Source organism: Roseobacter sp. HKCCA0434, from assembly GCF_032464675.1.
Classification (GTDB): domain Bacteria; phylum Pseudomonadota; class Alphaproteobacteria; order Rhodobacterales; family Rhodobacteraceae; genus Pontivivens.
Genome location: NZ_JAWDKL010000023.1, coordinates 12,612 through 32,186, shown reverse-complemented (window position 1 = coordinate 32,186; position 19,575 = coordinate 12,612). Strand labels below are relative to the sequence as shown.

At 69.2% G+C, this 19,575-nt stretch carries 14 protein-coding genes and 1 other RNA gene; 10 read left to right on the top strand and 5 right to left on the bottom strand.

Translation table 11 applies throughout. The annotated features are described in order from the left end of the window. Nucleotides 1-93: 93 nt before the first annotated feature. Nucleotides 94-3,543: a bifunctional proline dehydrogenase/L-glutamate gamma-semialdehyde dehydrogenase PutA gene (gene putA, locus RX333_RS13710; RefSeq protein WP_316015515.1), complete on the top strand. Its 3,450-nt coding sequence runs from the start codon at nucleotides 94-96 to the stop codon at nucleotides 3,541-3,543. A gap of 81 nt (nucleotides 3,544-3,624) precedes the next feature. On the opposite strand, the gene RX333_RS13705 is transcribed toward putA, so the two are convergent. Then, the gene (locus RX333_RS13705) at nucleotides 3,625-4,221 is read right to left on the bottom strand and encodes an alpha/beta hydrolase (protein ID WP_316015514.1); all 597 of its coding nucleotides are present in this window, start codon (nucleotides 4,219-4,221) and stop codon (nucleotides 3,625-3,627) included. Between the two features lie 3 nt (nucleotides 4,222-4,224). Continuing rightward, the gene (locus tag RX333_RS13700; RefSeq protein ID WP_316015513.1) at nucleotides 4,225-5,154 is read right to left on the bottom strand and encodes a VOC family protein; all 930 of its coding nucleotides are present in this window, start codon (nucleotides 5,152-5,154) and stop codon (nucleotides 4,225-4,227) included. Nucleotides 5,155-5,259: 105 nt separating this feature from the next. On the opposite strand from RX333_RS13700, the gene RX333_RS13695 reads away from it, so the two are divergent. Beyond that, entirely contained in the window at nucleotides 5,260-6,168 is a 909-nt protein-coding gene (locus RX333_RS13695) for a LysR family transcriptional regulator (protein WP_316015512.1), read from the top strand. On the opposite strand, the gene RX333_RS13690 is transcribed toward RX333_RS13695, so the two are convergent. From RX333_RS13690 to RX333_RS13680, 3 genes are all read right to left on the bottom strand, one after another. After that, nucleotides 6,084-7,028, bottom strand: coding sequence for a dimethyl sulfoxide reductase anchor subunit family protein (locus RX333_RS13690; protein WP_316015511.1), 945 nt, complete (start codon nucleotides 7,026-7,028; stop codon nucleotides 6,084-6,086). The two genes, RX333_RS13695 and RX333_RS13690, sit on opposite strands and share 85 nt — an antisense overlap. After that, a complete protein-coding gene (locus RX333_RS13685) occupies nucleotides 7,025-7,771 on the bottom strand; it encodes a 4Fe-4S dicluster domain-containing protein (protein WP_316015510.1) in 747 nt (248 codons plus the stop codon). The genes RX333_RS13690 and RX333_RS13685 overlap by 4 nt, the downstream gene beginning before the upstream one ends. 154 nt (nucleotides 7,772-7,925) lie before the next feature. Then, nucleotides 7,926-10,754 carry a molybdopterin oxidoreductase family protein gene (locus RX333_RS13680; protein WP_316015509.1) on the bottom strand — a complete coding sequence of 943 codons (2,829 nt, stop codon included), beginning with the start codon at nucleotides 10,752-10,754 and terminating at the stop codon, nucleotides 7,926-7,928. 155 nt (nucleotides 10,755-10,909) lie between these two features. On the opposite strand from RX333_RS13680, the gene rnpB reads away from it, so the two are divergent. From rnpB to mraY, 8 genes are all read left to right on the top strand, one after another. Continuing rightward, nucleotides 10,910-11,288: RNase P RNA component class A (gene rnpB, locus RX333_RS13675), an RNA gene on the top strand. Nucleotides 11,289-11,747: 459 nt separating this feature from the next. Further along, complete coding sequence (locus RX333_RS13670; RefSeq protein ID WP_316015508.1) at nucleotides 11,748-12,254, top strand: division/cell wall cluster transcriptional repressor MraZ; 507 nt, start codon at nucleotides 11,748-11,750, stop codon at nucleotides 12,252-12,254. Continuing rightward, nucleotides 12,251-13,252 (top strand): 16S rRNA (cytosine(1402)-N(4))-methyltransferase RsmH, encoded by a 1,002-nt coding sequence (gene rsmH / locus RX333_RS13665; protein ID WP_316015507.1) that lies wholly within the window; start codon nucleotides 12,251-12,253, stop codon nucleotides 13,250-13,252. The genes RX333_RS13670 and rsmH overlap by 4 nt, the downstream gene beginning before the upstream one ends. Then, complete coding sequence (locus tag RX333_RS13660) at nucleotides 13,249-13,623, top strand: cell division protein FtsL (RefSeq protein ID WP_316015506.1); 375 nt, start codon at nucleotides 13,249-13,251, stop codon at nucleotides 13,621-13,623. The genes rsmH and RX333_RS13660 overlap by 4 nt, the downstream gene beginning before the upstream one ends. After that, a complete protein-coding gene (locus tag RX333_RS13655) occupies nucleotides 13,620-15,392 on the top strand; it encodes a penicillin-binding protein 2 (protein WP_316015505.1) in 1,773 nt (590 codons plus the stop codon). The genes RX333_RS13660 and RX333_RS13655 overlap by 4 nt, the downstream gene beginning before the upstream one ends. Before the next feature lie 81 nt (nucleotides 15,393-15,473). Next, nucleotides 15,474-16,967: a UDP-N-acetylmuramoyl-L-alanyl-D-glutamate--2,6-diaminopimelate ligase gene (locus RX333_RS13650; protein WP_410056083.1), complete on the top strand. Its 1,494-nt coding sequence runs from the start codon at nucleotides 15,474-15,476 to the stop codon at nucleotides 16,965-16,967. 29 nt (nucleotides 16,968-16,996) lie between these two features. Further along, nucleotides 16,997-18,454 (top strand): UDP-N-acetylmuramoyl-tripeptide--D-alanyl-D-alanine ligase, encoded by a 1,458-nt coding sequence (murF, locus tag RX333_RS13645; protein WP_316015504.1) that lies wholly within the window; start codon nucleotides 16,997-16,999, stop codon nucleotides 18,452-18,454. A gap of 1 nt (nucleotide 18,455) precedes the next feature. Next, nucleotides 18,456-19,541, top strand: a complete 1,086-nt coding sequence (gene mraY / locus RX333_RS13640) for a phospho-N-acetylmuramoyl-pentapeptide-transferase (RefSeq protein WP_316015503.1) — start codon at nucleotides 18,456-18,458, stop codon at nucleotides 19,539-19,541. Nucleotides 19,542-19,575: the final 34 nt, after the last annotated feature.

Sequence of the window (19,575 nt, the reverse complement as noted above, 5' to 3'; positions counted from 1 at the left end):
CGGGTCGAATTCCGACTTGCGTGGCGGATGCGGGAAGATTTCCCGTGGCTTCAGGCGTAATCTGGCTTGGCAGTTCCGGCAAGGATTTTTGAGATGAACAGGCAGAGCACGTCCCCCCTCGACCATTATCGCAGCGCGCTGCGCGAGCTGACACTCGCGCCCGAACGGATGGTGATCGACGGATTGCTGGAGGCGCACCCGCTCGACGACGACCTGCGGGCGCGGGCGGGCGAACGGGCGGTAAAGCTGGTGCGCGCGATCCGCGACGATACGCGCCCCGGCGTGATGGAGGTCTTCCTCGCCGAATACGGCCTGTCGACCGAGGAAGGCGTCGCACTGATGTGCCTGGCCGAGGCGCTGCTGCGCGTGCCCGATGCCGACACGATCGACGCGCTGATCGAGGACAAGATCGCTCCGTCTGAATGGGGCACACATCTGGGCAAGTCGTCCTCCTCGCTGGTCAACGCCTCGACCTGGGCCTTGATGCTGACCGGCAAGGTGCTGCGCGAGGATCGGCGCGACGGCGTGGCGCGGACGCTGCACGGCGCGGTCAAGCGGCTGGGCGAGCCGGTGATCCGCACCGCCGTGGGCCGCGCCATGCGCGAGCTCGGCCACCAGTTCGTGCTGGGCCGCGATATCGGCGAGGCGGTGAAGCGCGGCAAGGCACAGCAGGCCAAGGGCTACACCTATTCCTACGACATGCTGGGCGAGGCGGCGCTGACCTATGCCGATGCGCAGGGCTTCCACGATGCCTATGCCGACGCCATCGCGCGCATCGCCAAGCATTGCGATGAGAGCGATATTCGCGACAATCCGGGCATCTCGATCAAGCTGTCGGCACTCCATCCCCGCTACGAGGTCGCGCAGAAGGACCGCGTGATGGCCGAGCTGGTGCCGCGTGCGATCGAGCTCGCGCTGGCGGCGAAGCGGGCGGGCATGGGCCTCAACGTCGATGCGGAGGAGGCCGACCGGCTGGACCTGTCGCTCGACGTGATCGAGGCGGTGCTTGCAGAGCCGGAACTGGCCGGATGGGACGGGTTCGGCGTTGTCGTGCAGGCCTACGGCAAGCGGGCAGGCGCCACGATCGACTGGCTGCACGCGCTGGCGGCCCGGCTCGACCGGCGGATCATGGTGCGGCTGGTCAAGGGCGCCTATTGGGACACCGAGATCAAGCGCGCTCAGGTCGAGGGGCTGTCGGGTTTCCCGGTCTTCACGCACAAGGCGGCGACGGATGTGAGTTACCTGACCTTGGCGCGCAAGCTGTTGGGCCTGACGGATCGGATCTATCCGCAGTTCGCGACGCACAACGCGCATTCGGTCGCGACGATTCTGGAGATGAGCGCGCCGGGCCCGCATTACGAGTTCCAGCGGCTGCACGGCATGGGTGCCGCGCTGCACGATCTGGTGATGCGGGAGAAGGGCGCGCGCTGCCGCATCTACGCCCCCGTCGGCGCGCATCGGGACCTTCTGGCCTATCTGGTGCGCAGACTGTTGGAGAACGGGGCCAACTCCTCCTTCGTCAACCAGATCGTCGACGAGGACGTGCCGGCCGAGGTCGTGGCCGCCGATCCGCTGGTCGAATGGCAGGCCGCGCAGGGGCTCGGGCCGGGGGTGGTGCCACCGGCGGAGATCTTTGCCCCGCGCGATAATTCCCGCGGTTTCGACCTGACCGATCCGCGCGACTTGGAGGAGATCGAGGCGGCGCGCGCGCCCTTCGCCACCCATGTCTGGCAGGCGGCCCCGCTGATCGCGGGCGATGCCGACGATGGCGCGGGGGAGGAGCGGTTCAATCCCGCCCGCCCCGGCGAAGTGGTCGGCAGGGTGCGCGACGCGAGCGACGCGGAGATCGCGCGGGCGCTCGACGCGGCCCGCCCCTGGGATGCCCCGGCGGAGAAGCGGGCGGAGGTGCTGCGCCACGCCTCATACCTCATGGAGGACCGGTTCGGCGAGATCTTCGCCCTGCTGACGCGGGAGGCGGGCAAGACGCTGATGGACGGCGTGGCCGAGCTGCGCGAGGCGGTGGATTTCCTGCGCTACTACGCCGGGCAGGCGGGCGAGGTGGAGGCCCCGGCGGGGGTGTTCGCCTGCATTTCGCCCTGGAACTTCCCGCTCGCCATCTTCTGCGGGCAGATCGCGGCGGCACTGGCGGCGGGCAACGGCGTGATCGCGAAACCGGCGGGGCAGAGCCCGCTGATCGCCCACCGCGCAGTCGAATTGCTGCACGAGGCAGGGGTGCCGCGAACGGCCTTGCAACTGCTGCCGGGTGACGGGGCGCGGGTGGGCGGGGCGCTCGCCTCCGATGCGCGCATCGACGGGTTGTGTTTCACCGGCTCGACCGCAACGGCCAAGCGGATCGACAGGGCGATGGCGGAGGCGATGGCCCCCGAGGCACCGCTGATCGCGGAGACCGGCGGGCTGAACGCGATGATCGTCGACTCCACGGCGCTGCCCGAACAGGCGGTGCGCGACATCGTCGCCTCCGCCTTCCAATCGGCGGGGCAGCGCTGCTCGGCCTGCCGGATGCTCTACGTGCAGGAGGACGTGGCCGGGCCGATGCTCGCGATGCTGGAAGGCGCGATGGATGCGGTGGTGGTCGGCGATCCGTGGCATCTGTCGACCGATGTGGGGCCTGTGATCGACGCGGCGGCGCGCGACCGGATCGAGGGGCATGTGGCGAAGAATGCCGCGCGCGTGCGCAAGCGGCTCGTCGCGCCGGGCGAGGGCACCTTCGTCGCGCCGACCCTGATAGAGGTCGACGGCATCGCGGATCTGGAGGAGGAGATCTTCGGCCCGGTACTGCATGTCGCGACCTACCGGGCGGATCAACTCGACGCCGTGGTCGATGCGATCAACGCGACGGGCTACGGGCTGACCTTCGGGATGCACAGCCGCATCGATGATCGTGTGCAGCGGGTCTGCGCGCGGGTCGCGGCGGGCAATCTCTACATCAACCGCAACCAGATCGGCGCGATCGTCGGCTCGCAGCCCTTCGGCGGCGAGGGGCTGTCGGGGACCGGGCCGAAGGCGGGCGGTCCGGCCTACGTGCCGCGCTTCGGACGCGTGGAGGTCGCGCCGGGCGAGGCTGCGGAGGCAGTGGCGGAATCCGGTGCGATCCGCACGGCCATCGAAGGCGCGCGTCCGGTCGATCCGAAGGTAGCCGTCACCGCGTTGCCCGGCCCGACGGGCGAGTCGAACCGGCTGACCACGCTGGGGCGGGGCACGATGCTGTGCCTCGGCCCGACCCGCGAACTGGCCGCAAGGCAAAAGGAGGCGGCCGAGGCGGCGGGATGCGCGGCAGTGGTGCCGGACCGGCTGCCCGAGGCGTCGGTTCTGAGCACGCTCGACGGGTTCGACGGTGTCATCTGTGACGGACCGGAGGCGCTGCGCCGCTTGTATCGTCAGGCGCTCGCCGCACGCGACGGCGCGATCCTGCCCTTGATGACATTGGCGGAAGTGCCGCGCCGCGCGCGGGCCGAGCGGCACGTCTGCATCGACACGACGGCTGCAGGTGGCAACGCGCAGCTTCTGGCGGCCTCGGGCTGAGGTCGCGCTTACTCTCTCCCCCCTCTTCCCGGTGGGGAAACTCGGGCCGTCCTGCACCTTCCCGGCAGGACGGCCCTTTTTTCAGCGGGCGAAGGCGGCGAGCGCGTCGATCTCGCCCTGCGCGATCTCGTGACCCGAGCGATGCCAATGCGTATGCAGGTCCGCGCCAGCGGCGCGCAAAGTCGCGATCAGGCTTTCCGTCAACGGCGCCGGGCAGATCGGGTCGGCCTTGCCCGCCGTTACGAGGATGCGCTTGCCCTGCAGCCGGTCGCCCAGATCCGGTTGCCACGGGATCAGCGGGTGTAGCAGGGCGGCTTCCTCGAACAGTTCGGGCCTATCGAACAGGACGGATGCGAGGATGTTCGCGCCATTTGAGTAGCCCAGGCCAATCACCCGCTCAGCCCCCAGACGCGCGCGATGCCCCGCGACGAAATCGGCCATCGCCGCCGTGCGCCGCGCGAGATCGTCCATGTCGTAGACGCCTTCGCCCGTTCGGCGGAAGTAGCGGGCCGCGCCCATCTCCGACACGTCGCCGGCAGGCGAGATCACATGCGCACCGGGCCAGAGCTGCCGGGCGAAGCCGTGGAACTGGTCCGGCCCGCCGCCCGTACCGTGGAAGGTGAAGACGAGGGGCGCGCCCTCGGACCCCTCCGTCTCCTGGTAGCGGTAATCGCCCATCGTTCAGCCCTCCAGCGGTTGCAGGTGATCTTCGAGGAAGCCGCGCAGATGCTCGTGCTGGCTCGGCAGCTTCAGTGCCTCGCCCAGATGCGCGCGATCCTCGTCGCGGTCGAAGCCCGGCTCGTTGGTCGCCACCTCGAACAGCACGCCGCCGGGGGTGCGGAAATAGATCGCCCAGAAATAGTCGCGGTCGATCACCGGCGTGACCTGATAGCCGGTGTCGAGCAGGGCCTTGCGGACCTCAAGCTGCTTTTCGCGGTTCTCCACGGCGAAGGCGATGTGGTGGACCGAGCCTGCGCCCTGCTGAGCCTGGGCGGCCCCCGGCAGCGTCTCCACGTCGATCACTGTGGCCGCATCGCCGTTCACGGCGAAGCGGGTCACGTCGCCGCTGGTGTCGAGCTTCTCGTAGCCCATGAAGCCCAGCAGCTCGCCCATCGCGCCGCCGTCGCGCAGCCGCATGGAGGCGGAATGGAAGCCGCGGATCGCCTCGTCCGCGCCGACGCCGTTGCCCGCCCAGGGGGTACGGGTGTCGCCCGGCTGCTCGACCAGCGCGAATCCGTCGCCATCGGGGCCGTCGAAGGTGAGGCGGGCCTGACCGAAGGGCGCGTCCTCGGCGAGATTCGCCGCGCCCTTCGCCGCCAGCCGGTCGCGCCAGAAGCCGAGGCTCCCTTCGGGGACCGAGAACACGGTGGTCCCCACCTCGCCCGTACCGGGACGGCCGCGCGCGGCATTTGGGAACGGGAAGTAGGTCATCACCGAGCCGGGCGTGCCGACCTCGTCGCCATAATAGAGGTGATAGACGTCCGGCGCGTCGAAATTGACGGTCTTCTTGACCCGGCGCAGGCCGAGCGTGTCGGTGAAGAAGGCGTTGTTCTGCGCGGCATCCCCCGCGATGGAGGTGACGTGGTGCAGGCCCTTGATCTGGTTCAGCATGGAATCGCTCCTTGGATTGCGTGATGGGATAAAGGTGGGCTTGCGGCGTCGTTTCGAGAAGCTAGGCTTATTGCAATTCATCGTTCCGAATTGTGTAATGATCGCATGTCCGGTCAGATCGAACGCATCCGCATCTTCCTCGACGTGCTGGACGCGCGCAGTTTCGCCGAGGCGGCACGGCGGCGAGGGCTGTCGCCGCCAGCCGTCACACGCGCGGTGGCGGAGCTGGAGGCGGAGCTCGGCACGCAGCTGCTGGTGCGCACGACGCGCAAGGTCGCGCCCACACTCGCGGGAGAGAGGTATGGCGTGGATGCCGCCCGGATCGTCGCCGATCTCGACCGGGCGGATGCGGCACTCAAGGCGCTGTCGGACGGGGATGGCGGGCTGCTGCGGCTGGCGGCACCCCTGAGCTTCGGCCTGCGCTTCCTGCCGCAGATCGTCGCGCAGTTCCGGGTCCTCTGGCCGCGGACCGAGCTGAGGCTCGACCTGTCGGACCGGTTCGTCGACATCGTCGAAGGCGGCTACGACATGGCGCTGCGCATCTCAGGCCCGCCGGACGACAAGTCCTCGATCTGGCGCAAGATCGCTTCGGTGGAGCGGGTGCTGGTGGCGGCGCCAGCGCTGGTGGCGGAGCACGGTCCGATGGACCACCCGAGGGACCTGCGCGCGCTGCCCTGTCTCGGCTACGCCAACATGGCCGATGGATGGTCGCTGCGTGATCCTGCGAGCGGCGCGAGCGTGCCCGTGCCGGTCCGGGCGATGACGGTCAGCGACAATGGCGACGTCCTGGCGCGACTGGCTGAGATGGGGCAGGGCGTGGCGTTGCTGCCCTGCTTCATGGTGGCGGAGGCGCTGGAGGAGGGCCGACTGGTCGAGCTGCTGCCGGACTGGAAAGCGCCCGAGATCTGGCTGACGGCCTTCTACCCGCCCTATGAACGGCTGCCGTTGCCCGTTGCGCGCTTGACCGAAGTGGTGGAAGGGTTCGACTGGTCGGGGCTCGCGCGCAGCCCGTAATAGAGGCCGACGACGTGCTCGGCTTCGGCGAAGAACAACCAGCGCTGGACGAAGGTGCCTGCAAGGTGGACCAGCACCGCGAGACCGGCGAGCAGATGGCTGTTGTAGAGCAGACCGATCATCGCGGCGGGCAGCAGGCTCATGGCCAGCAGCGAAATGATGCGCAGGCGGGCGGCGTGCTTGCGCCCGATGCGGTAGACCATCTCGTGCGTCAGGTAATTGCCGCCCGTGTGCGGCGGCTCGAACAAGCGCACGGTCGCGGCAGGGCCGAGGCCCGTGGCGGTGCCGGTATCGCTTCCCGAGCGGGCGAGCGCGCTATCACCGTGGTGCCAGGCGTAGAGCTGCAGCCCGCCCGCGATCAGCAGCAGGATCGCCGCGGCCTCGCCTTGGGCCGCCAGCAGCGCACCGCCGCCGAGGGAGAGCGTCAGGAACAGCGCGGGCGTGGTCCAGTGGCGCCAGCGCGGGACAGTCTTCATCTGCGTGTAGATCATCGCCGTGCTGAATACGGTCGCAAGGCTGAGCAGGGCTGCGAGCCAGCCAAGCGGGGCGATGCGCGCCTCCCAGAACACCGGGCCGAGTGCGTACAAGCCATTGGCGGTCAACGCGGAAACCGAGAGCCAGGCCTCCCGGCTCAGCCAGCTCGTGCGCCATTGGGTGAAGGCGAGGAGCGCGCGCTGCGGGTTGCCCAGGTGGAAGGTGGAAGAGATCAGACCGCCGACCGCCAGCGCGAAGCCGAGCGCGAAGAAGGTCGCGGCGACCCAGCCGGTGACGGCAGGAAAGCCGAGTCCGAGCCAGGCCAGAAGGCCGAAGCCGAGACCGGAGAGGACCGAGAAGATGATGACGGAAGGTGCTGGATTCACGGCAGTTTCTCCAGCGCGCGGTCGAGCCAACCGAGGAACCCGCCGGGTGTTTCCTCGACGCTGTCGAGCGGCGGGGCGCTCGTCTCGTCGAGCGTATCGCGCGGGCGAGGCGGCAGGTACTGGTTGACGGGTCTCGTGCCCTGCTCGGGCATCAGATCGATGCCGCCACGTTCCCTAACCAGTTGGGAAACATGGCTTTCCGGGTCGGCGAAATCGCCGAAATGCCGGGCGTTCGCGGGGCAGGTGCGCACGCAGGCGGGGATGCGATCCTCCTCGGCGAGGTCGTCGTTGTAGATGCGGTCGACGCAGAGGGTGCATTTCTTCATCACGCCCGCCGCCGCGTCCATTTCGCGAGCGCCGTAGGGGCAGGCCCAGGCGCACAATCCGCAGCCTATGCAGCTGTTTTCGTTGACCAAAACGATGCCGTCCTCGACCCGCTTGTAGCTGGCGCCGGTGGGGCAGACGGTGACGCAGGGGGCGTCCTCGCAATGCAGGCAGGATTTGGGGAAGTGGACGAGCCGCGCGGCGGAGCCGTCCTCGGGCGTGACCTCGTAGGAGTGGATGCGGTTGAGGAAAGTTCCTTTTGGATCAGCGCCGTAGGCGTCGATGTCCGAGAGCGGCGCTCCGTAGTTCTGCGTGTTCCAGCCCTTGCAGGAGGTGACGCAGGCGTGGCACCCGACGCAGGTGTCGAGGTCGATGACGAGGCCGAGTTTCCGCTCGGTCCGGGTGGGCAGATCGGTCATTTCGGGCGGTCTGCCATGCGTATGCACCCCGTATGGATTGCGTATGGCGAGTAAATGGCTCGGGTATTGTCGGCGCGATGCGGAAAACGGGCCGTTCGGGGCGACGGACGGGAGCCTCCGGCGGGGATATTTGGCGGAAGTGAAAGCGGGACGGTCATGCGCCGACCTTTCGGGTGACGCGCGCGGGCGCGGGGGGAACGGGGGAGGTCTGCGCGCCGGTGTCGGGGCGCGCGGCGGCGTCCGCCGGGGCGGTGGTCTTCTCCAGCCGGACACGCAGGTCGAACCAGGCGGCCTGTCCGGTGACCGGATCGGAATTGGCCCAGCGCAGCCCGTCGCCTCTCGGCGGCAGCAGCTCGTGGATCAGGTGGTTGAGGAGGAAGCCCTTGGTGGTCTCTGGGGCGTCGCGGTCGAGCGCCCAGGCGCCCTTGCGCTTGCCGATCGCGTTCCAGGTCCAGACGGTGTTCTCGTTGAGGGCGGCCATGTGGGCGACCGGCACCACGATCTCGCCGTGCGGGGAGGTCACGCGCGCCCAGTCGCCCTCCGCGAAGCCGTGGCGCTGCCAGAGTTTTGTCGGGACGTAGAGCGGATTGCGGCCGTGGATCTGGCGCAGCCAGGCGTTCTGGCTGCCCCAGCTATGATACATCGCCATCGGGCGCTGGGTCAGGGCGTGGACCGGGTACTCGGTGCCGTCGGTCGCCTGCTGTTCCAGCGGCTCGGACCAGTGCGGCAGCGGGTCCATCGCGGCGCGGACATGTGCGCGCAGGTGCTCGGGCGGTTGGGTGTCGCCATGCCCCTCGGCAGCGAGCTGGAAGCGGCGCATCGGCTCGACATAGAGCTGGAAGAGGTAGGGCGTCGGCGCGTCGAAGATGCCAAGCTGCACCGCCCAGTCCTGATAGGCGGCGTTCCAGGGTTTGTAATACTGCGCCTCCTGCGGAATGTGGTGCATCCAGAAGGCGCCGTTTTCCTTGTAGCGCTCGATCTGCTCGGGATTGGGCGCGCCGCGGCCCGAATCCGTGCCGTCGCCGCGCCAGCCCGCGAGCGGGCCGATGCCGGGGCGGCGTTCGTGATTGGCGATGTAGTCGGCATAATCGGACCAGAGCGGGCTTCCATCCTCGGCGGTGAAGCCGGGCAGCTTCATCCGGTTGGCGAGGTCCACCAGCACCGACTGGAAACCGCGCACGCCCGCGTGGCCGGGGCGCTTGGGCTCCACCACCGGCCAGCGGATCGCGTCGGCGGCGGCGTCGGCCTCGCTGATCGGGCGATCGAGCAGGGAGATGCAGTCGTGCCGTTCGAGATAGGTCGTATCCGGCAGGATCAGGTCGGCATAGGCCACCATCTCGGACGAATAAGCGTCGGAATAGATGATGTAGGGAATGCGGTAGTCGCCATTCTCGTCGGTGTCGGTCAGCATCTCCATCACGCCGCGCGTGTTCATGGAGGAGTTCCAGGCCATGTTCGCCATGTAGAGGAACAGCGTGTCGATCCTGTAGGGATCGCCTGCATGCGCGTTCGAGATGACCATGTGCATCAGCCCGTGCGCCGACATCGGGTTCTCCCAGGTGAAGGCCTTGTCGATGCGGGCGGGGGTGCCGTCGGGCTTTAGCGCGAGGTCTGCGGGCGACTGGACGAAGCCCAGATGCGGGCCGTCGAGCGGGCTGTCGGGATTGGCCGCGCAATGGGGCGTGGGATGCGCCTCGGCCGGTTTGGGGTAGGGCGGCTTGAACCGGAAGCCGCCGGGCACCTCCACCGTGCCGAGCAGGATCTGCAGGATGTGAAGGGCGCGGCAGGTCTGGAAGCCGTTGGAATGGGCGGAGATGCCGCGCATCGCGTGGAAGGAGACGGGGCGGCCGGTCATGCTCTCGTGCCGCTCCCCGCGGAAATCGGTCCAGACGATCGGCAGTTCGAACGCCTCGTCGAAGGCCACGCGGGCAAGCTCCGCGGCCAGGGCGCGGATGCGGGGCGCGGGGATGCCGCAGCGGCCGGCCACGGCGTCGGGGGAATAGGCGTCGGAGAGGTAGCGTTCGGCGAGATGCTGGAAGACGGGGCGGTGGGTGTGGCCCTCCGACTGGTAGGTGGCGGCGAGGTCGGGTCGCACACCCTTGCGGTCGAAGGGGGTGAGGGTGCCGGTCGCGCGGTCGATGACCAGCGGCTTGCCGTCCGCGTCGCGCAGGAACAGGCCGTGTTCGGGGCTGTCGGGGTTGCCGTTCACGAGGACGGGCGCGTTGGTGAAGCGGGCGAGGTAGTCGAGGTCGATCTTTCCCGAGCGCAACAGCTCATGGACCAGCGACAGGATCAGCAGGCCGTCGGTGCCGGGCGTGATGCCGAACCAGTCGTCGGCGATCGCGTTGTAGCCGGTGCGGATCGGGTTGATGCCGACGGTGCGCGCGCCGCGGGCCTTGAGCCGGGCGAGGCCCATCTTGATCGGGTTGCTGTCGTGATCCTCGGCCACGCCGAAGAGCAGGAAGAGCTTCGTCCGCTCCCAATCGGGCTGGCCGAACTCCCAGAAGGCGCCGCCCATCGTGTAGATGCCCGCGGCGGCCATGTTGACCGAGCAGAAGCCGCCATGCGCGGCGTAGTTCGGCGTGCCGTAGTTCTGCGCCCAGAAGGAGGTGAAGCTCTGCGACTGGTCGCGGCCGGTGAAGAAGGCGAGCTTCTCGGGGGCCTCGTGCCGGATGCGGGTGAGGCGGTCGGTGGCGAGGGTCAGCGCCTCCTCCCACGGGATTTCCTCGAACTGGCCGGAGCCGCGGGGGCCGGTGCGCTTCATCGGGGCGTTGAGGCGGGCGGGGGAGAGGTGCTGCATCAGGCCGGCCGCGCCCTTGGCGCATAGCACGCCGCGATTGACCGGGTGGGCGCGGTTGCCCTCGATATAGGAGACCTCGCCCGCCTTGATGTGCACGTCGATGCCGCAGCGGCAGGCGCACATGTAGCAAGTGGTGCGCCGGATCTCGTCGGAGGGGGCGGCGGTGAGGTCGGGATTGTCCATGAGCCCTCGTCGCAGAACGGCGTTGCGCTTGAGCGCGCATTGAAGGACCGATCGTGCGCCTTGTCCAGCGTTCGTGCGAACGAAATTCCGTCACACTCGACCGGGGTCGCGACGGATTGATTCGGGGGGCGTCAGCGGCTATCCCCGGCCCCGGTGCGGAGGGTCGGATGATCGCGCGCCCTTCGGGGCACGAGGAAAGTCCGGACTCCGGGAAGAGACGGCGCCGGGTAACGCCCGGCCGGGGTAACCCGAGGGACAGCGCCACAGAGATGAGACCGCCCGGTCGAGGCCGGGTCAGGGTGAAACGGTGGGGTAAGAGCCCACCGCCGGGGTGGCGACACACCGGGCATGGCAAGCCCCGCCGGGAGCAAGGCCGAATAGGAATCGCATAGGGCCTCGGCCCGGAGGGTGCTTCCCCCTCGACGATTCGGGTTGGCTGCTCGAGGTCGCGCGCGAGCGTGGACCCAGATGAATGATCATCCATGGGACCGCATGGTCCCGGGACAGAATCCGGCTTACAGACCCTCCGCACCGCATGATCCAGGATGGCATGGGACGAAATGGTCCGCCGTGGCGCCCGCGACACACTCCCTAGATATAGTGGCTTCAAGGATTTTCGCGCAGAAGGGGTGGTGTGTCCGACGCCGCGTTAATCTGTATTGACAAGGTTTGGGCGGATTTCTGCCGTTTTTCCCATCAAATTTGTTTGTCTCCCATGTGCGCCCATGCTATCCCTTTTGACAGACGAGAGCAGGGCCGCACCGGGACAGAAAAAGAATTCGGGCGGCGAGTTGGCAGAGCTCATACAGGCAAGCTCTCGTCATTAAAGACCGAAGGTGAAAACGATAAGAAATCAGGCGCGGACCGAACCAATGCAGCCGATCTATCGAATAGCTTTCGAGGGACAGTATGGCGGATGTGCTTTGCGAGCAGCACATCCGCCATTTCTGTTCGGAACCATGACTTCGTAAGAGGTCGAGCAGGGACAGGACAGTGGCGCAGCGGTTTCGCGGAGAATGGACGCATAAGGTGGACGCGAAGGGTCGCGTCTCCGTCCCTGCGCCGTTCCGCCGGGTTCTGGAGAGCGTGCAGGGCTGGCAGAGCGGCGATCCCGTGCAGCTGGTCGTGGTGCTGGACCAGGACGAGCGGCCCTGCCTCAACGTCTACACCACCGACGAGATCGACCAGATCGACGACCTGATCGCGTCGCTGCCGCGATTCGCGCGGGAGCGCGAGGCGCTGTCGACGCGGCTCGCCTCGGGGGCGGAGCACGTCACGCTGGACGAGAACGGGCGATTCGGCCTGACCAAGGAGATGCGGGCCAAGGCCGGCATCGAGGGGCAGGCGGTGTTCGCGGGCCTGATCGACAGCTTCCAGATCTGGTCGCCCGAGGGCTACGAAGAGAAGAAGGCCCGGATGGCCGACTGGATCAAGGAAGAGCGCGACCCGAACGACCTGTTCGAGCTGCTCTACGCCGCCCAGCAGAAATACCTGGGATGAGCGGAGCGCCGCATATCCCCGTCCTGCTGGACGAGGTGATCGCGGCGGCGTCGCCGGTGGGGGGCGTCTGGCTCGACGGCACGCTCGGCGCGGGCGGCTACACGCGGGCGCTGCTGGACGCGGGCGCGTCCCGCGTGCTGGGCGTGGATCGCGATGCGCGGGCGGAGGCGGAGCTGGCGGTCTGGGCCGCGCCTTATGGCGAGCGGTTCACCTTCCTCAAGGGCACGTTCGGGCGGCTCGACAAGCTCGCGGCGGAGGCCGGGGTCGAGGCGCTGGACGGCGTGGTGCTCGATATCGGGGTGTCCTCGATGCAGATCGACGCGGCGGAGCGCGGGTTCTCGTTCCAGAAGGACGGGCCGCTCGACATGCGCATGGGGCAGGAGGGGCCGCGCGCGCTCGACCTCGTGAACGGGGCGAGCGAGGCGGAACTGGCCGACATCCTGTTCCAGTACGGGGAGGAGCGGGCCTCGCGCCGGATCGCGAAGGCGATCGTGGCGGCACGGCCCGTCGCCGATTCGACGCTGGCGCTGGCGGGTATCGTGTCGGGCGAGCTGCCGCGGCAGAAGGCGGGCCAGCCGCATCCGGCGACGCGGACCTTCCAGGCGCTGCGCATCGCGGTGAACGAGGAACTGGCCGAACTGGTGCGCGGGCTGATCGCGGCGGAGCGGGCGCTGGCCCCCGGCGGCGTGCTGATCGTCGTGACGTTCCATTCGCTGGAGGACCGGATCGTGAAGCGGTTCCTGGCCGATCGCGCGGGGAAAGGCGGCGGGGGCAGCCGATATGCACCCGTGGCCGACGGCCCGCAGGCGAGTTTCGAGGCGGTGACGCGCAAGGCGGTCACGGCCACGGGCGGGGAGCTGGCGCGCAACCCGCGCGCGCGCTCGGCCAAGCTGCGCGCGGCGCGGCGGACCGATGCGCCGGCATTCCCCGCGGAAATTTCGGGTCTGGGCCTGCCGGGCCTCGACCGCAAGCTTTTGTCGCGTGAGGTATCGTCATGAAGTCCCCCATCTATGTGCTGGCCACCGCGCTGGTCGTCGGCGTCGCCTTCTGGGCCTACCAGGTGAATTACCGCACCAAGGCCGCATTGGAATTCGCCCATGACCTGCAGCGCGAGATCGACCGGGAGCGGGAGGCGATCTCGGTGCTGGAGGTGGAGTGGGCCTGGCTGAACCGGCCCGAGCGGTTGCAGTCGCTGGTCGCGCTGCACATGGAGACGCTGGGCCTGATGCCGCTGCATCCCGACCATTTCGGGGAGCTGCGGATGGTGGCCTATCCGGTCGAGGACATGCTGGTGGCGGGCCCCGTGCCGGTGCAGGCGACGCGGCTGCCGATGACGCTGGACGAGGCCTTCGAGGAGGCGATGCAATGATGCGCGTCCCCCTGCGCCCGCTGGCGCGCGTCATCGCGGCGCGCGACCAGGGGCTCGATCCCGATCTGGGCGAGGCGGAGCGGCGCGCGAACGCCCTGCGCGCTCGGCGCAGCGAGGAGCGGCGGCGCGCGGAGTGGCGGCTGTGGCTGCTCTGCGCGGCCTTCGTCATGGGCTTCGGTGCCGTGGGCGGAAAGATGGCGGTGCTTGCCACCACCGATCCCGAGGAGCCGGTGCAAAGCGCGGGCGGCGAGCCGATCCGCGCGCATCGGGCGGATATCGTCGACCGCAATGGCGTGCTGCTGGCCACGAACATCGTGACCTCGTCCCTCTATGTCGAGACGCGGCAGATGGTGGACAAGCCCGGCGTGGCGCGCGGCCTCGCCGCGATCTTCCCCGATCTGGACGAGGCGGTGCTGCTGGCGCGGCTGGAGGGGCGCGGGAACTTCCACTGGATCCGCTCGGAGATCAGTCCTGAGCAGCGGCAGGCGGTGCATGAGTTGGGGCAGCCGGGCGTCTATTTCGGCCCGCGCGAGACGCGGGTCTACCCGCAGGGGCGGCGCATCGGGCATATCCTCGGCGGCTCCCGCTTCGAGCGGGAGGGCGCGCGGGCGGCGGAAGTCGCGGGCGTGGGGGGCCTCGAATACCTGTTCGACGAGCGGCTGGGCGATCCGGCGCGCGTGAACGAGCCGATGCGGCTGTCGATCGACATGCGGGTGCAGAACGCCGCGCGCGAGGTCATGGCCGCGCAGATGGAGCGCTATGACGCGATCGGGGCCGCGGCGGTGGTGATGGACGCGCATAATGGCGAGATCGTCGCGATGGTCTCGTTGCCCGATTTCGACCCGAACCAGCGGCCTGCGGATGACGACCTCCTGTTCAGCCGTGCCTCGCAGGGGGTGTACGAGCTGGGCTCCACCTTCAAGGCCTTCGCCGTCGCCAATGCGATGGAGCGGGGCGTCGCCAATGCCAACACCATCGTGGACACGCGCGGGCCGCTGACCTGGGGGCGGTTCCGCATCCGCGACTATCGCAACTACGGCTCGGAGCTGAGCGTCACCGACATCATGGTGCACTCGTCCAATATCGGCACGGCGCGGCTGGCGCTGGAGACGGGGACCGAGGCGCAGCAGGACTTCCTGCGCGAGCTCGGTTTCTTCGACGCCTCGCCGGTGGAACTGCCCGAGGCGCGGTCCGCGCGCCCGCTGCTGCCGCCCAACTGGTCGGAGCTGAGCACGATGACCGTCAGCTATGGACACGGGCTGGCGGCGACGCCGCTGCACCTCGCCTCGGCCTATGCGTCGCTGGTCAATGGCGGCCTGCGGGTCGAGCCGACGCTGATGGCGGACGCTCCGCTGCCGACAGAGGAAGACCGGATCGTCAGCCCCGAGACGAGCCGCGCGCTCAACATGATGCTGCGCGCGGTGGTCAGCCGGGGCACGGCGAGCTTCGCCGACGTGCCGGGCTACGAGGTCGGCGGCAAGACGGGGACGGCGGACAAGCCGGTCGCGGGCGGCTATGCCGAGGACCGTGTGATCGCCACCTTCGCGGGCATGTTCCCGGCCTCCGACCCCCGGTACGTCATCGTCATCAGCCTCGACGAGCCGGAGACCTTCGCCGCCGGGATGGTGCGCCGGACGGCGGGTTGGACCGCAGCACCCACGATGGGAATGCTGGTGTCGCGGATCGCGCCGATCCTGGGGATGCGGCCGCGCCCGGAGGTGACGGTGGAAGACGCGGACGTGACCACCCTTGCGGCTTCGACCCGGTGACACAGATTGAGGGGCGCGCGGGGCCGCGAGCGGCCTCGGCGCACCAAATGTTGACACCACCCGACCGGAAAGACCGAACACTTGTCCGACCAGACGTCCCCTGCCGCCCGTTCCCGTGACCTCGCCGCGCTGGGCCTCGACCGGTTGCGCCGTTCGGGGCCGGAGGGGCCGGTCGTCCTGACCGATCTGGCCGTGGACAGCCGAAAGGTGGGGGCGGGCACGCTGTTCGCCGCGTTGCCGGGGACGAAGGTGCATGGGGTCCGCTTCGCCGAAACCGCGATCGCCGCGGGCGCGGCGGCGATCCTGACAGACGAGGAAGGGTTCGCGCAGGCCGACGAAGGTTCGCGCGCGCGTGCCGTCTGGCTGGTGGCCGAGGATGTGCGCGCCACCCTCGCGCACGCGGCGGCGGCCTGGTTCGACGCCCAGCCCGACACGATGGTCGCGGTGACCGGGACGAACGGCAAGACCTCGGTTTCGAGCTTCACCCGGCAGTTGTGGCAGGTCGCGGGGCTGTCCGCGGTCAATTTCGGCACCACCGGCGTCGAGGGCGCGGTGAGCGCGCCGCTGACGCATACGACACCCGAGCCGGTGGAACTGCACGGGCTGCTGGCGGACCTCGCGGATCGAGGCGTGACCCACGCGGCGATGGAGGCGTCGAGCCACGGGCTGGCCCAGCGGCGGCTCGACGGAGTGCGGCTGAAGGCGGCGGGGTTCACGCATCTGACGCGCGACCATCTCGACTATCACGACACGGTCGAGGAGTACGAGGCGGCCAAGGCATTGCTGTTCACACGCGTCCTGCCCGAAGGGGCGGTGGCGGTGGTCAATCTCGACACGCAGGCCGGGCGGCGCATGGCGGCGCTGGCCGAGGGCGCGGGGCGCAAGGTGTTCGGCGTGGGCGAGGCGGAGGACGCGAAGCTGCGGCTGGTCAGCGCGCGCTTCACCGGGGAGGGGCAGCGGATCACCTGGGAGTATGACGGCGAAAGCCATGCGGCGAGCGTCCCGCTGATCGGGGCCTTCCAGGCGGAGAACGCGCTGCTGGCCGCCGGGCTGGCCGTGGCGGCGGGGGCCGAGCCGGGGGCGATCTTTGCCGCGATGAACGGGTTGCGCCCGGTGGCGGGGCGGATGGAGCTGGTGGCGCGGTCCCGCTCGGGCGGGGCGGTCTATGTCGACTATTCCCATACGCCCGACAGCGTTGAGACGGCGCTGAAGGCCCTGCGCCCGCATGTGGCCGGGCGGCTGATCTGCATCGTCGGCGCGGGCGGCGACCGGGATGCGGGCAAGCGGCCCCTGATGGGGCAGGCGGCGGCGGAGAACGCGGATGCGGTCATCGTCACGGACGACAACCCGCGCAGCGAGGATCCCGCGACGATCCGCGCGGCGGTGCTGAAGGGTGCGCCCGGCGCGCGCGAGATCGGCGACCGGGCCGAGGCGATCGCGGCGGGGGTGGCCGAACTCGGCCCCGACGACGTGCTGCTGATCGCGGGCAAGGGGCACGAGACCGGGCAGATCGTGGGCGACCGGGTGTTGCCCTTCTCGGATGCCGAGGTCGCACGGGCGGCGGTGGCGCGATGAGTATTTCAGACCAATCCGAAGGAGGCGGCATGGGCGCGTTGTGGACGGCCGCGGAGGCGGCGGAGGCGACGGGCGGCGGCGCGGTGGGTGATTGGCAGGTCACGGGTGTCAGCATCGACACGCGCGAGATCGCCAGGGGCGACCTGTTCGTGGCGCTGAAGGCGGCGCGGGACGGGCACGAGTTCGTGGCCGCGGCGCTGGAGGCGGGGGCCGGGGCGGCGCTGGTGTCCCGCGTGCCCGAGGGCGTGGCCGAGGATGCACCGCTCTTGATCGTCGAGGACGTGCTGGAGGCGCTGGAGGCGCTGGGCGTCGCGGCGCGTGCGCGTTCGGAGGCGAAGGTGGTGGCGATCACCGGCTCGGTCGGCAAGACCGGGACGAAGGAAATGCTGCGCACGGTGCTCGGCGATGCGGGCCGTGTGCACGCGGCGGAGCGGAGCTTCAACAACCATTGGGGCGTGCCGCTGACGCTGGCGCGGATGCCGCGCGAGACCGAGTTCGCGGTAATCGAGATCGGCATGAACGCGCCGGGCGAGATCGCGCCACTGTCGCGGCTGGCGCGCCCGCATGTGGCGGTGGTCACAACCGTCGCCGCGGTTCATGCCGAGGCCTTCGAGGACGTGCGCGGCATCGCGCGCGAGAAGGCGGAAATCGTCGCGGGGCTGGAGCCGGGGGGCGTCGCCGTGCTGAACCGCGATGTCGAGACCTATCCGATCCTGCGGCGGCGGGCGCAGCGCGTGGGGGCCGAGATCGTGCCCTTCGGCAGCGGCGGGCGGCCTCCATTCCGGCTGGTGAATGCGACGATGTCGGGGACGACGACCTGCGCCACGGCGCGGATCCGGGGCGAGAAGGTGATGTTCAAGCTCGCCACGCCGGGGCGGCATCTGGCCGAGAACGCGATGGCCGTGCTCGCCGTGGCGGAGGCGGTCGGCGTGGATGTGGCCCATGCGAGCCTGTCGCTGGGGTCCTGGCAGGCGCCGAGCGGGCGTGGCGCGCGCTGGCGCGTGAACCTGGGGCTCGCGGCGCTCGACGGGGCGATCCTGCTGATCGACGATGCGTACAATGCCAACCCGACCTCGATGGGCGCGGCCTTCGAGGTGCTGGCCGCCGCGGAGCCGCGCAACGGGGTTGGCCGGGTCGCGAAGGGGCGGCGGGTCGCATTTTTGACGGATATGCTGGAACTGGGGCCGCAGGCGGAGCGCCACCACGCGGACCTGGCGCAGCATCCGGCGCTGGCCACGGTCGACCGCATCCATTGTGCGGGGCCCTTGATGAAGCATCTGCACGCCGCGCTGCCGCACGGGCAGCGGGGCGAGTGGCACGAGGAGGCGACGGGCCTCGCGGCGAAGGTCGGGCGGTTGCTCGACGCCGGTGACGTCGCGCTCGTCAAGGGATCGAACGGTTCGCGGGCCGCACTGGTCGTTGACGCCATCCGTAAACTGGGCCAAGCCGTGCCGGCGGCTGACGCGGGCGAGGACGAGGAACTCTAGAGTGCTGTATCTGTTGACGAACCTTTCGGATGGCGGGGATTTCTTCAACCTGTTCCGATATCTGACCTTCCGCTCGGGCGGGGCGTTCTTCACCGCGCTCGTCATTGGCTTCGCCTTCGGCCGACCGCTGATCGACGAATTGCGCCGTCGCCAGAAGAAGGGCCAGCCGATCCGCGAGGACGGGCCGGAGCGGCACCTGATCGAGAAGGCGGGAACGCCGACGATGGGCGGCGTCCTCATCCTGGTGGCGCTGCTGATTTCCACCCTGATGTGGGCACGGCTCGATTCGGGCTGGGTCTGGATGGTGCTGATCGTGACCTTCGGCTATGGCGCGGTCGGATTCGCGGACGATTTCGCCAAGGTGAGCGCGGGCAACGTGGCGGGCATCTCGGGCAAGATGCGGCTGGCCATCGGCTTCACCCTCGCCGCGATCGCGGGGGTCTGGGCGATGTACCTGCACACGCCGGACCTGTCGGGGCAACTGGCCTTCCCGGTGTTCAAGAACGTGCTGCTCAATCTCAGCTTCGTCTTCGTGCCGTTCGCGATGATCGTCATCGTGGGGGCGGCGAATGCGGTGAACCTGACGGATGGGCTGGACGGGCTGGCCATCATGCCGGTGATGATCGCTGCCGCCTCCTTCGGCGTGATCTCTTATTTCGTCGGACGGACCGACTTCACCGAATATCTCGACGTGCACTATGTCGAAGGGACGGGGGAGATCACGGTGTTCTGTGCTGCGGTGATCGGCGCTGGGCTCGGGTTCCTGTGGTACAACGCGCCGCCGGCGGCGGTCTTCATGGGCGACACGGGATCGCTGGCGCTGGGCGGCGCGCTGGGCGCGATCGCGGTCGCGACGAAGCACGAGATCGTGCTGGCCATCATCGGCGGGCTGTTCGTGGTCGAGGCGCTGAGCGTCATCATCCAGGTCGCCGTCTATCGCCAGACCGGCAAGCGGGTGTTCCTGATGGCGCCGATCCACCACCACTTCGAGAAGAAGGGCTGGGCGGAATCGACCATCGTGATCCGCTTCTGGATCATCGCGCTGATCCTGGCGCTGATCGGGCTCGCGACACTCAAGCTGCGGTAACGCGTGGCGGCCGTCGGAGCCTCCGGCGGGGATA